This window comes from Janthinobacterium sp. JC611, from assembly GCF_018682595.1.
Taxonomy (GTDB): Bacteria; Pseudomonadota; Gammaproteobacteria; order Burkholderiales; family Burkholderiaceae_D; genus Janthinobacterium.
Map to the genome: position 1 here is coordinate 143,724 of NZ_JAFLJN010000003.1, position 13,725 is coordinate 157,448.

Consider the following 13,725-nt stretch of genomic DNA (forward strand, 5'->3'; position numbering starts at 1 on the left):
ACCATTCAATCAAACATGGAAAAAAGAGGGGCAAACACCCCTCCCCGGTGAAATTCAGAAGTGCACGCTGAGGCTGGCGGCAACGTTGCGGCCCGGCTTGGCGTAGCGCTCGATCTCGGCGCGGCTGGCGGCCGTCGTGCCGGCCGCCAGGCTGCGCGCGGCGGCGTAATCCCAGTACTTGCGATCCGTCAAGTTGTACACGCCGACGACGATCTTGGCGTTCTTGTGCACGTTCCAGTAGGTCGACAAGTCGAAGATGGTGTACGACGGTACGGTAAACAGGGGCCCCGCATCGCCGATCAGCAGGTTTTCCGGCGCCTGCTTGGCACCCGCATGCACGGCCGTCAGCGCCAGGCCGAACAGCTGGTTCGCATGGTCGTAGCCCACGGTCAAGGCCGACTTGGCCGGCGCCACCGAGTTCAGGCCGCCGCTCTCGCCCGTCCGGGTATTGAAGGAGCGGCCCTTGGCCACGCCCGTGGCCAGGTCCACGTGATATCCCTGCATGGCCGGCGCCCAGGCGCCCAGTTCCGCGCGCAGGGTCAGCTCGGCGCCCCAGGTGCGGGCATTGCCGATATTTTCGGGACGGAACAAGCCGCGCGTGATGGTCGGGAAGTTCACCGGGTCATCCTTTTGCATCACATAGTCGACCATGTCCGTGTATTCCGTCTGGTACGCGGAAGCGTGCATGCTCAAGCCCTTGACGACGTCGCCCTTCAAGCCTAGTTCATACGCCTGGCTGGTTTCCTTGCGCAAGTTGGCGTTGCCCAGTACGGCATAACCCTGCCCCGTGCCCGTATAGCTGAACGAATCGTAGGTGCCCGTGCGCTCGGCCGCCGTCGGCAGGCGCGTGCCGCGCGTGAAGGTGGCGTAGGCGCTCATCTGCGGAAGCACTTCCACGGACAGGCTCAGGCTGGGTGTGAAATAGGTGTCGCTCTCGGTACGCACTTCCTTGGCCGCGTTCGGCACGGCGATCGCATAGGTTTGCAGGTTTTTCGGCGTGTTCTTGCGGTAGTCGGCACGCAGGCCCGGCGTCAGCACGGCTTGCTTGCCGGCCAGGTTGAAACTGAGATCGTCGCGCACGTACAGGGCCAGCCTGCTCGTGTCCATGTCGGCCATGCGGTTCTTGTTGGTGATCTGATGCTGGCCCGTGGCCACGATGACACGGTCTTCGCGCCACGGACGGCGCGTTTTCAGCTGCTCCAGCTGCACGCCGTACAGCAGCACGTTGTCCGCATTGAGTTGCTTGAACGCTTCCGACGTCACGCCGATGCTGTCGTTCTTGAAGCTGGTGTCGATGGCGCGCCGGGCCGGGCTGCCGAAGGTGTAGACACCTTGTGTCTTGTCATCGGTTTTGGCATTCTGCAGATACACTTTCGACGTCAGGCGGTCGAACAGGGCGAAATCCTTGAGCACCACGTCGTGGCCCAGGCTGACGCGTGTGCGCTCGGTGGTGGAATCCTGCTGCACGCCGGTCGGGTAATACGCGCTGACCTTGCTGCGCAGATCGCGCTTGTTCTTGCGCTCGAACATGTCGACCGTCAAGTCCAGCTTTTGTTCGCCTGGCAGGGTCCACACCAGCTTGGACAGCAAGGCGTTCGAATGCCAGTCATCGGGATTGGGCGGCGTGCTGCCGCGGCTGCCCGTCTGCTCGCCATCGCGGTGCACGTACACGGCCAGGCCTTGCAGCATGCCACCCATCCTGGCGGCGCCCGTCAGGGTATGCGCATTGCTGCGGTCGGCCGTGGCGCGGCCGTATTTATACGCCACGTAATGGTCCACTCCTTCGCCCAGGTAATCCTCGGGCGACTTGGTGATGAAGGCCACGCCGCCGCCCAGGCCGGGATTGGCGCCGCTGACGGCCGTCGTGCCCGAATCGATGCGCACTTCGCGGAAGGTCTCCGGGTCGAAGTAATCGCGGCCCGTGCCGAAGGCGTTGAGGGTATTGCCATCGGGCTTGGGCGCCGCGTCTGGCAGCGCAATGCCGTCGAGTTCCAGGCTGACCCGGTTGCCTTCCAGGCCGCGGATGTTGTAGCCCGTATTGCCCGAACCATCCCATACGCTACCGCTGCCCGAGGCCGCCGCTGGCGCGCTGATCAGGGGCAGATAGCGCACGATGCCGCCCATCTCGGTGACGTTGCGGCGTTCCAGGTCGTCGGCCGTGACGACGGTCCTGGTGCCGGCGCGGCGCTCCTCATCCTGCTTGGCGTTGACGACAATTGCAGGGAAGACAGGCAGCCTGGCCGGTTCCCGCGCCGCCGTGCCCGCATTGATGGCGGCCGTTTGCGCGACAGCCGGCAGCAAAGGTGCGGCGAACAGGCCCAGCAAAGCGGCGCGCAGCACCAGGTTGTGGCGGCGGACAGGCAGGTGAGCTGGGGATACGACGGGTGCAGCGGTGCGCTGCGTAAGCACAGTAGTCATGATGATCCGGTTTAAGAGTAAAGGCTGGCTCTTGAACCCGGATCGATAACGATAGTGTTAACGATATAGAAGGAAAGTTTGCTGGCGAAAACAATACTGTAACACGAATCATTCTCATTTGAGAATGACGAAGTGGTCTAGACAGATGCTATTTCACAACAATTATGGAAAATGCCAGCCGGGAGGGCTGGCAGGGCTGCCTGGCGTGGCGTCAGGCCGGCGGATGGGCCAGCTTGCGCGCTTCGGCCTGGGCGCGGCGGCGTTCGGCAAAAAAACGCTTGAGGAAAGCGCCGCATTCGTCGGCCAGCACGCCGCCCGCGATGGCCGTCTGGTGGTTCAGCGCCGGCTGCTCGAACAGGTTCAGCACGGAACCGCAGGCGCCCGTCTTCGGATCGCCGGCGCCGTACACGACGCGCGCCAGGCGCGCATGCAGCATGGCGCCCGAGCACATCACGCACGGTTCCAGGGTCACGTACAGTTCGCAGCCGGGCAAGCGGTAGTTGCCCAACTTTTCGGCGGCCGCGCGCAAGGCCATCACTTCCGCGTGCGCCGTCGGGTCGTGGCGGCCGATGGGCTGGTTGTAGCCGACGGCAATCACTTCCCCATCCTTGACGACGACGGCGCCGACGGGCACCTCGCCCAGGTCCCACGCGTGCTGGGCCTGCTCCAGGGCCAGCTGCATGTAGCGCGCGTCCTGCGCGCCGGCGTGCGTTTCAGTCATCGGTGACTTCTGCCCAGCAATTCGGCGTTTCATGCAGCACCAGCTTATGCAGGTGCAAGCCCGTGCCGAAATGGTCGGTGAAGGCCGCTTTCAGGATGTCGAAGGCGATGCGCGCCAGGTTTTCCACGGTCGGGATGCGGTCGATGACGACGGTTTTATGGTCGGGCAAGCTGGCCAGGAAGTCGCGCACGGCCGTATCTTTTTCATAGACGAGGAAGGCGTGGTCCCAGACGTCGACCAGGTGCTGCTTGGCCAGGGTTTTCACGTCGGAAAAGTCCATGATCATGCCATTGTCGGAATTGCCTTCCGCTTCGATGACCTTGCCGACCAGGGTGATTTCCACCGTGTAGCGGTGGCCGTGCAGGTTGCGGCACTGGCTTTTGTGGTCGGGAATGCGGTGGCCCGCGTCGAATTCGAGCTTGCGTGTGATAGTCAGCATGGGATGTATTAAGGTATTTGCAGGAGTTTATGGGTTTGCAGGCTCAGCTTCCACTTCGGGTTGCTTTTGCACGTCTCGATGGCCAGCTTCATGTTGTGCGCGGCCAGGGGGCCATCCATCGCCTGCACGAAGAAGTTGTCGAAATCGAGTCCTTCGTAGGCGGCCAAGTCTTGCTGGAACTGGGGGATGACGACCTTGATTTCATTGCCTTTGTGGACGACCAGCGTCGACCCCATCTTCGGGCTGACGCAGATCCAGTCCACGCCGGCCGGCACGGGCAAGGTGCCGTTGGTTTCGATGGCGATGGTAAAGCCCACCGCGTGCATGGCGTCGATCAGCGCCGTGTCCAGCTGCAGCAGCGGCTCGCCGCCCGTAAACACCACGTATTTGCTGGCGGCATAGCTGGCCGGCCACAGGCTGTCGATCAGCGCGGCCAGTTCCCGGGGCGTCTTGAACTTGCCGCCCAGTTCGCCGTCCGTGCCGACGAAATCCGTGTCGCAGAACTGGCACACGGCCGTGGCGCGGTCGCTTTCGCGGCCCGTCCACAGATTGCAGCCGGAAAAGCGGCAAAACACGGCAGGACGGCCCGCGTGCGCACCTTCGCCCTGCAGGGTGTAAAAAATCTCTTTGATGCTATAAGTCACTGTATTTCCTAAGAGCTGGCTGGCGACATCGCGCAGGGCGCACGCACAGGCGCCGGCGCACAGCGCCGTCACCGCAAAAGCCGATTGACAACCCTCTATTATATGCCGCCGCGACACTTCCCGTGCAAATGCCGTGCCCGCCACCTGCCGCGGTGCCATCCGGGGGCAAGAAAGCGACACTGGCAGACTTAACTGCGCAGCTTTTGCGTTTAGACAATATAAATAACCCAAAGTTAATATATTTTCTGTAAGAACATTGCCTGTTGGAAAATATTTAGGGAGCGAGAACATGATGCTACGCTGGCTACGCCCGCCATACCGCCTGAGCATTCTGGCTTGCCTGGCGGCTGGCACACTCGCTTCCCTGCACGCCGGCCATGCCGCCGGACCGGCGGCCCCGGCAGGCGCGCCCTCCTCCCTGACGGCGGCCTGCGCCGTCCTGCTCGGTGCGCTGGTGCTGCTGCTATGGCGCCAGCACCGCCTGGCACAGCGCCTGCAGGCGCTGGAACAGTTGCGCGAGGACGCCGAGCAGGCGCGCCTGGCCAACGGGCAGCGCAAGGCGCGCGAACAGGAACGCCTGCGCATCGGGCGCGACATCCACGACGACCTGGGCCAGCATCTGCTGACCCTGAAGATCGACCTGGCCATGCTGCGGACCAGCACGCATGGCGCCACGCCCTTGCTGGCGCGGCAACTGGCCATGATGGCGCGCAATGTCGACCTCAGCATCGCGGCGCTGCGCAGCGTTATCCACGACCTGCGCCCACCCGCCCTCGACGCCGGCCTGCAAGCGGCATGCGAGGGCTTGCTGACGGACTTCCAGCGCAACACCGGCATCGCCTGCCACTGCGATTACCGGCTCGACGCCGCCGCCGGCAACGCGCATGGCCCCCTGCTGTATCACGTGCTGCAGGAAGCGCTGGCGAACATTGCCCGCCATGCGCACGCCACGCATGTCCACCTATGCCTGCAGCAAGCGGGCGCCAGCGTGGCCTGCCGCATCAGCGACGACGGCGTCGGATTGCCGGGCTCGCCACCGCGTCTCGGTTGCGGGCTGTCGGGCATGCATGAGCGCGTGGCCGCCGCCGGCGGCAGCCTGCACATCGACAGCCACAGCGGCGCCGGCACCACCTTGCGCCTGTCGCTGCCACTGGCCGCCTGCGAGGAAGCGCCCTTGGTGCATCACTGATAGTTTTGCGCAATAAATATTGCTCAATATCAACGCCTTCCGCTCCGCTGCGCTGCATCATGGCCAACGAGCCAGCCCCATTCACCCCAAGAAGGATGCTTACATGCCGGATAGCCATGTACATGCCAGCGTATCGCCCTGCGATGAAGCTCAGGGTTTCGCCGTCAAGATGATGGAATTGCTGGTGGTGCCCACCTTTGTCCTCGACGTGCATGGCCAGGTGATGATCTGGAACCGCGCCTGCGAGCAGCTGACGGGCGTGCCGGCCGCTGAAGTGCTGCGCACGCGCGAGCCGGGACGCTGCTTTTACAACGACGAGCGCCCCACCCTGGCCGACCTGGTGCTGGCCGGGCGCGGCGGCGACATGCGCACCCTGCATGCCCAGCAGCAATATCGCAGCAGCACGGGCAGCAATCTGTGCGCGGAAAATTGGTGCGACATGCCGCGCACGGGGCGGCGGCGCTACCTGGCCGTCGATGCCAGCCCCATCTATGGCAATCACGGCGAGCTGATCGCCGTGGTCGAAACCCTGCGCGACATGACGGACGAAAAGCGCGCCCAGGTGGAGCTGGAACGCCTGGCCACGCGCGACGGCTTGACGGGCCTGGCAAACCGGCGCTGCTTCGACGACACCGTCCTTGCCGAATGGCAGCGTGCCCAGCGCCAGAGCCAGCCGCTGTCGCTGCTGATGGTCGACGTGGACAATTTCAAGGAGTACAACGACAGCCACGGCCACCAGGGCGGCGACCTGTGCCTGCGCAAGGTGGCCGGCGCCGTGGCCAGCGAGATGCGCACGAACGACCTGGTGGCCCGCTATGGCGGCGAGGAATTTGCCGTGATCCTGCCGAATCAGTCGCTCAAGGGCGCGGCCATCGTGGCCGAACGCATCCGCCAGCGCGTGGAGCGGTTGCAACTGCCGCGCAAGCGTCCCGACGGCGCCTGCGTCACCGTCAGCATCGGCGCCGCCACGGCCCTGCCCGGTCCAGGCACGGAACTGGGACAACTGATCCACACGGCCGACTGCGCCCTGTACCGCGCCAAGCACCTGGGACGCAACCGCATCAGCCTGCCGGAAACGACGCTGACGTAGGCGACCAGGAAGCACGACCAAATTTGGTGTATATTTAGTCCTATCACAGTTTTTCGCATTCGGAGCCGCCATGGACCTCAAGGAACGCATCAAGCCGATTTCCTATCTCAAGGCCAATACGACGGACATCGTCAACAGCTTTGACGCGGGCCAGGACGAACCCATCATCATCACGCAAAATGGCGAAGCGAAGATGGTCGTGCTATCCATGCATGCGTATCAGGAAGGCAAGCGGCAAGCGCGGCAGATGCAGGAGCAGCATGCATTCATGAAGCTGATCGCCATGGGCAACCAGGACATCGCGCGCGGCGACGTGGTGTCCGAGGAAGACTTCCTGGCCAACCTCGATCACGACTGACATGGCGCGCATCGTCGTGCTGAAAAGCGCGCAAGCCGATTTCAATGCACTGCGCAGCGACTTCAAGGCACGCCACACGGCGGCCGCCCACGCGCAGTTCCTCCTGGCTTTCCGGCAATTATTTGCTGACCTGAAGACCTTTCCCGACAGCGGCACGCACGTCGAGGCCGCCCGCGAAGTTGGCATGGATGTGCGGCAACGCCTGTGCGCGGAGATCCGCGTCGTCTACCACCATGACCGCGCGCACGACACCGTGTACATCCGCATGTTCCTGCCGACCCGGCGCGACTTTCTGACCCATCTCACCACGCGCATCCTGCGGCCCGACTTGTAGCCCCTATGCAGGGCGGCACGAATATTCTATGCTGCGGCGTTGCACTTTCCACATTCCCAAAAAAGAAGGAGCCCTCGTGTCAAGAATCATGCCCGTGTTGTTACCCGCTTTCGCCCTGGCCCTGTCGGCCATGGCCTCGTCGAACCTGGGCGCCGCGCCCGTCAAACCGGCCGCCGCCCACAGCGCGGCCGCCAGCAAGGCCGATCTGCTGCCATTCAAGGCGACGGAAAAGACCTTGCCCAACGGCTTGAAAATCATCATCGTGCCGACCGGCTTCCCGAACCTGGTCTCACTGCAGATTCCCGTGCAGACGGGTTCGCGCAATGAAGTCGAGCCGGGCAAGTCCGGCTTCGCGCATTTCTTCGAACACATGATGTTCCGCGGCACCAAGGCGTATCCGCCCGAGAAATACCAGGAAGTCATCACCCGCGCCGGCGCGCGCCAGAACGCGTATACGAGCGACGACCTGACCAATTACCACACGACCTTCGCCAAGCAGGACCTGGAAACCGTGCTGAAGGTGGAAGCGGACCGCTTCCAGCACCTCGACTATGCGGAAGACGCGTTCAAGACGGAATCGCGGGCCGTGCTGGGCGAATACAACAAGAACAGCGCCAATCCCGTCTCGAAACTGTTCGAAGTGATGCGCGACAGCGCCTACACGACGCATACCTACAAGCATACGACGATGGGTTTTATCCAGGACATCGAAGACATGCCGAACCAGTACGCGTATTCGAAGCTCTTCTTCGACCGCTGGTACCGCCCCGAACGCACCACCATCATCATCGCCGGCGACGTCGAGCCGCAGCAAGCCATCGCGCTGGTGGAAAAATACTGGAGCGGCTGGCAGCGCGGCAAGCAGCAGGCGGCCGTGCCGGCGGAACCCGCGCCACATGGCCCCGTCTACAAGCACGTGGCCTGGCCCACGCCGACCCTGCCATGGGTGGCCGTGGGCTTCCACGCGCCCGCGTTTTCCGTGAAAGACAAAGACCAGGCCGCCCTGGCAACGTTGCTCTCGCTGTCGTTCGGCCGCACCTCGCCGCTATATAAACGCCTGGTGCAGAACGAGCAGAAGGTCGACCAGCTGTTCGACATGACGCCGGACCGGGTCGACCCGACCCTGGCCGTGATCGGTGCGCGCGTGAAAAACATCGACGACGCCGTCTACGTGCGCGACGCCATCCTGAAGACCGTGGCCCAGTTGCGCGACACGCCGGTGAGCGAGAAAGACCTGGCGGACGCCAAGTCGGCGGAAAAATACGGCTTGATCCGCTCGCTCGACAACACGGAGCAGATCGCCGGCACCCTGGCGTCCTTCGTGCATTTCGACCGCTCGTATGCCACCATCAACCAGTACTACCGCCTGATCGACACGCTCACGCCGGCCGACCTGCAGGCGGCCGCGCGCAAATACCTGACGGACGACGGCCTGGTGGTGACCACCCTGTCGCATCAGCCGATGGCTGCCGCCATCGCCGCCACGCCGACACTGGCCAGCCTGCTGCCGGCCGCCTCGGACACGAAGTTCGACGTGCTGGTGCAACAGTCGGCGCTGCCGCAGATCCGCTACAAGCTGCTGTTCATGGCCGGTTCCGCGCAAGACCCGCAAGGCAAGGAAGGCCTGGCCGCGCTGACGGCATCCATGGTGGCGTCCGGCGGTTCGTCCGAGCGCAAGATCGACGAAGTCAACGCCGCCCTGTTCCCGCTGGCCGGCAGTTTTTCCCAGCAGACGGACAAGGAAATGACGACGTTTACGGGCTCCATCCACAAGGATAACTGGACCCAGTTCAACGCCATCGCCCTGCCCCTGCTGCTCTCGCCGGGTTTTCGCGAAGACGACTTCCGCCGCCTGAAGGATGCGCAAAAGAACGCGCTGCTGCTGGACTTGAAGGACAATAACGAAGAGGAATTCGCCAAGGAACGCCTGCAAACCAATGTGTATGCGGGCACGCCGTATGGCCACCCCGTGCTGGGCACGGTGGCCGGCATCGACGCCATCACGCTCGATGACGTAAGACAGTTCTGGAAGAGCGCGTATGCGCAAGGCGCCGTCAAGGTCGGCATTTCCGGCGACGTGTCCGACGCCATGACGGCCTCGCTGACGCAGGCACTAGGCAAGCTGCCGGCCGGCCCCGGCTTGCCGGCCACGGTGAAACCCGCGGGCCGCAAGGCGCAGGGCCTGGAAGTGGAAATCCTCGAGAAAAACACGCGCGCCACGGCGATTTCCTTCGGCCTGCCGCTGGACGTGACGCGCACGCACCCGGACTTCCCCGCCCTGTGGCTGGCGAAGACCTGGCTGGGCGAGCACCGCGCCTCGAATTCCTACCTGTACCAGCGCATCCGTGAAATCCGCGGCATGAACTATGGCGATTACGCGTACATCGAAGCCTTCCCGCGCGGCATGTATCAGTTCTTCCCGAACCCGAACCTGGGCCGCAAGGCGCAGCTGTTCGAAATCTGGATCCGCCCCGTGGCGCCGGACAACGCCCACTTCGCGCTGCGCGTGGCCCTGACGGAATTGGGCAAGCTCATCGACAACGGCCTGACGCAGGACGACTTCGCCACCACGCGCGACTACCTGATGAAGAACGTCTTCGTCATGACCTCGACGCAGGACCAGCAACTCGGTTATGCGCTCGACTCGCAATGGTATGGCACGCCGGAGTTCACCAAGCTGATGCGTGATGGCCTGGCCAAGCTGACGGTGCAAGACGTCAACCGCGCCATCAGACAGCATCTGTCGGCGAAGAACCTGTCCGTGGTGATCGTCGCCAAAGATGCGGCCGGCTTGAAGGAAAAACTCGTCAGCGACGCGTTTTCTCCCATCAAGTACGACGGCAACAAGCCGCAGGCGCTGCTCGACGAGGACAAGGTCATCGGCGCGATGCAGCTGAACATCAAGCCGGAGGCCGTCACCGTGACGCCGGCGGCGCAGGCGTTCGCCAGGTGAAGGCGCCAACCGGCGCCCCAGCAAGGGGCGCCAATAAGCGCACCAATTAATAACAGACGCACCAAGTAAATACAGGAAGAGCCGCCAGCATAATGCTGGCGGCTTTTTTTATGCACTGAAATAAGGCATCCGAAAAGCCGCGGCGATTATCTCGCCCCATTAAATGGCGCTATGCACCATTATCGATACTCATCGCACCGGCTAAATACCACGGCGCATATGGATATTACAAATATAAATCCCGAAAACACGCCCTGAAAGACGGCAAGAGCAGGCAGTCGCAGCAAGGCGGAGCAAGTCAGTAATTTATATCATACAAAACAACGACTTAAGAATATTCTCATGAATTTTAAATATTGCATATTTAGCACCTTACATCTATCCATTAACACACATTCCTTTCAATGGCAGCATATTTTAATTAAATATGTAAGCGCGAAAATATTCTATATAAACTGTTGTGTCAGCGTGACAATGTTGCAAAAAGGCATGGCGCAATTTTCATGAAAATGTTTTTATAAAGGTCTAGGCAAAACTGTTTATACGGTTCTGCAATAAAAATCGCTGAAGCGATCCACTAGACCGGGAAAGCCGCACATCGCACAACGATGGTCGGCCATGTGTTCAGTAGTTGAAATTCGATGGAGAATATTTTGCTTAAAAAAATAGTCTTGAAACAAAGCGTTATCGCTGTCGCACTCACCTTGTCTTCCTCCCAGCTGGTCTACGCACAGCTCTCGCCGCAGGAGCCGGCCCTGCAGAAAATCCTCGTGACGGGATCGAACCTGAAACGGGCCGACAAGGAGGGCACCTCCCCTGTCGATGTGATTACCGCCAAGGACATCAAGGACAGCGGCGCATCGACCGTTGCCGAACTGATGAAACTGGTGCCATCCATGGGCACGGACACCAACCAGGACCAGGGCAGCGGCACGGGCTTTGCCAGAGGCGTCGCCACCGCCTCGCTGCGCGGCCTGGGATCGAGCTCCACCCTGATCCTGCTGAACGGCCGGCGCATGACGCCATCCGCTTACGCCGACCCGAACAACGGCAACTCCACCCTGTATGACTTGAACAGCATCCCGCTGTCCGCCCTGGACCGCGTGGAAATCCTCAAGGATGGCGCCTCGGCCGTCTACGGCTCGGACGCCATCGGCGGCGTCATCAACTTCATCACGAAATCGAATTATCGTGGCGGCCAGATCGCCGGCAACGCGGGCGCCAACGACGATGGATTGTTCCGCCGCAAGAACGTCAATGGCTTCTTCGGCACGGGCGACCTGGACGCCGATGGCTACAACGTCTTCGTCGCCGCCGACTTCTCGCAACGCGACCGCGTGGCGCGCCGCGACGTCAAGGACATCGCCTACTCGACCTACCAGGACTTGAACGGCCGCTTCCGCTCCAACTACTCGAGTTCCATCTCGAAGTATGCGGCGGTGTACCGCGAATCGGCGCCAGGTTCACGCAACTTCGGCGTCACCCAGGCAACCGCCCCGCAGCGCCTGACGTTCAACCTCGGCTGCGATGCGTCGCAACAGATCACGGGCGGGGTCAAGGATGGCCTGCTGCCAACGAGCGTGCTGATCGGCCGTACGTTCTGTAACTATGACGCCGATCAATTCCTCGAAGGCCAGGGCGACGGCCGCGATGCCAGCGTGCTGAGCCGCGGCACCTTGAAGCTCAGCAATGCCATCACCGGCTATGCCGAAGCGGCTTACACGCGCTCCGCGCGCTCGTACACGGGGTCGCCGGCCACCATCGGCACGACCTCCGTCACCAACTACATGGCAACGGGCCTGGCCGATCCCTTTCAGGTCATCCTGCCGATTGGCCATCCGGACAACCCGCTGACAAATGCCCGCGCATCGGTCGCCTACCGCTTTGAAAACCTGCGCGGCGGCTCGGAAACGGTCAACCAGAACACGCGCCTGCTGACGGGCCTGCAAGGCGACCACTTCGGCTGGAGCTGGGATACGGGCCTGCTGTGGAACCGCTCGAAGCGCGATGAAACGCAATATGGCCGCCTGTACCTGCCCACCTTGCGCAAGCTCAATACCGGCACCTCGCTGGCACAGCTGGCCGCCGACCCCACCATCGGCTACGATACGCAAAGCACGGGCGTGGCGGAAATCTTCCAGTTCGATGGCAAGGCCAGCACGGAATTCGGCAAGCTGGGCGGCGGGGCCGTGGGCCTGGCCGTCGGTTTCGAGCTGCGCCGTGAAAAAATCCGCATCGATCCTGACCCGGTGGTCGCCGCCGGCCAGATCTACGGCACGGCCAACACCATCATCGACGGCCAGCGCGACGTCAAGTCGGCCTTCGTCGAGCTGCGCACGCCGTTCACCAGGAGTTTCGAGATGGATTTTGCCGGCCGGGTAGACAAATATCCGGGCATCAAGACCAACTTCGTGCCGAAAGTGGGCGCCAAGTGGACCGCCACCGATACGCTGGCCTTCCGCGGCACGTATGCCGAAGGCTTCCGCGCACCGGCGCTGTCGCAAGTGACGCCAGGCGGCGCGCAATTCTTCCTGTCCGGCGTGTGGGATCCGAAACGCTGCCAGGAAGATGAAAGCACCCCGCGTCCGGGCGGCGTGACGGCCGACTGCAGCAAATCGATTTCCGGCGTCGGCGGCGCCAATCCAGACTTGAAGCCGGAAACGTCGAAAAGCTACTCGCTGGGCCTGATCTACTCGCCCACCTCCGACATCGACCTGGTCGTCGACGTGTACCGCGTGCGCAAGGAAAAGGAAGTGGCGCTGGGCACGGCCAGCGAAGCGCTGAAGAACGAAGACCGCGAACCGCAAAACGTCGTGCGCGACCAGAACCCGAGCAGCTTCCTCACCGATGCCAATGGCAATCCGATCCCGGGTACCGGCACTTTGCTGTCGGTCAAGACGCCATGGTCCAACCAGGGGTCGACCGAACTGCGCGGCGTCGACTTTGAAGCGCGCCTGCGTAACAAGCTCGGCGAATGGGGTTCGCTCAGCAGCGCCTTGCGCGGCACCTACGTCTACAGCTACAAGCTGGAGCAGCACGAAGGCGATACGGTCAGCAATGTGACCGGCACGCGCCCGGGTCTGTACGACTGGCAATTGTCCACCGGCACCGACATGCCGAAGGTCAAGGCTTCGCTGACCACCAACTGGACTCGCGGCGACCATAGCGTCAACGCCTCGCTGAACTTCGTTGGCAGCGTATCGCTCAAGCGCAACCGCGACGGCGCCGAGATCTACGACCAGCCTTTCTGCTACTACGGCACGAAGAAGCCCACCGATGCGGCGCCGGATCGCAATACCACGATCCCTGGCTACGAAGCGGCCTTCCCGGACTGCAAAGTGGCCAGCTGGACCACCGTGGGCCTCGGCTATACGTATACCGGCTTCAAGAACCTGAGCCTGGGCATCAACATCCAGAATCTGTTCGACCGCGCCGCGCCGTATGACCCGGGCTACCCGGCAGCCGGCTACAACGAAGGCTTGCATAACGCCTATGGCCGTTATTTCACCTTCAATGCGCGCTATACGTTTTAATTAAACGCAAGCAAGCAACGAACGCCTCCTTCGGGAGGCGTTTGCT

10 protein-coding genes are annotated in these 13,725 nt (G+C 62.5%); 6 read left to right on the plus strand and 4 right to left on the minus strand.

The features are described from left to right. Positions 1–54: 54 nt before the first annotated feature. The 4 genes from J0O65_RS03610 to queE form a co-directional block, all read right to left on the minus strand. Positions 55–2,418 (minus strand): TonB-dependent hemoglobin/transferrin/lactoferrin family receptor, encoded by a 2,364-nt coding sequence (locus J0O65_RS03610; protein ID WP_215404212.1) that lies wholly within the window; start codon positions 2,416–2,418, stop codon positions 55–57. Positions 2,419–2,629: 211 nt separating this feature from the next. Continuing rightward, a complete protein-coding gene (tadA, locus tag J0O65_RS03615; protein WP_215404214.1) occupies positions 2,630–3,139 on the minus strand; it encodes a tRNA adenosine(34) deaminase TadA in 510 nt (169 codons plus the stop codon). Next, positions 3,132–3,578, minus strand: a complete 447-nt coding sequence (gene queD, locus J0O65_RS03620; protein ID WP_034755997.1) for a 6-carboxytetrahydropterin synthase QueD — start codon at positions 3,576–3,578, stop codon at positions 3,132–3,134. Before queD ends, tadA begins: the two co-directional genes overlap by 8 nt. Positions 3,579–3,586: 8 nt before the next feature. Beyond that, the gene (gene queE, locus J0O65_RS03625) at positions 3,587–4,222 is read right to left on the minus strand and encodes a 7-carboxy-7-deazaguanine synthase (RefSeq protein WP_215404216.1); all 636 of its coding nucleotides are present in this window, start codon (positions 4,220–4,222) and stop codon (positions 3,587–3,589) included. Positions 4,223–4,511: 289 nt separating this feature from the next. On the opposite strand from queE, the gene J0O65_RS03630 reads away from it, so the two are divergent. The 6 genes from J0O65_RS03630 (at position 4,512) to J0O65_RS03655 (ending at position 13,679) form a co-directional block, all read left to right on the plus strand. Next, a complete protein-coding gene (locus J0O65_RS03630) occupies positions 4,512–5,411 on the plus strand; it encodes a sensor histidine kinase (protein ID WP_215404218.1) in 900 nt (299 codons plus the stop codon). A 103-nt stretch (positions 5,412–5,514) separates the two neighbouring features. Next, positions 5,515–6,501: a sensor domain-containing diguanylate cyclase gene (locus J0O65_RS03635; RefSeq protein WP_215404220.1), complete on the plus strand. Its 987-nt coding sequence runs from the start codon at positions 5,515–5,517 to the stop codon at positions 6,499–6,501. Positions 6,502–6,571: 70 nt separating this feature from the next. Next, positions 6,572–6,859 carry a type II toxin-antitoxin system Phd/YefM family antitoxin gene (locus J0O65_RS03640; RefSeq protein ID WP_215404222.1) on the plus strand — a complete coding sequence of 96 codons (288 nt, stop codon included), beginning with the start codon at positions 6,572–6,574 and terminating at the stop codon, positions 6,857–6,859. Position 6,860: 1 nt separating this feature from the next. After that, positions 6,861–7,193, plus strand: coding sequence for a type II toxin-antitoxin system RelE/ParE family toxin (locus J0O65_RS03645; RefSeq protein ID WP_215404223.1), 333 nt, complete (start codon positions 6,861–6,863; stop codon positions 7,191–7,193). Positions 7,194–7,269: 76 nt separating this feature from the next. After that, positions 7,270–10,146, plus strand: coding sequence for a M16 family metallopeptidase (locus J0O65_RS03650; protein ID WP_215404224.1), 2,877 nt, complete (start codon positions 7,270–7,272; stop codon positions 10,144–10,146). 671 nt (positions 10,147–10,817) lie between these two features. Beyond that, entirely contained in the window at positions 10,818–13,679 is a 2,862-nt protein-coding gene (locus J0O65_RS03655; RefSeq protein WP_215404225.1) for a TonB-dependent receptor plug domain-containing protein, read from the plus strand. Positions 13,680–13,725 lie beyond the last annotated feature (46 nt).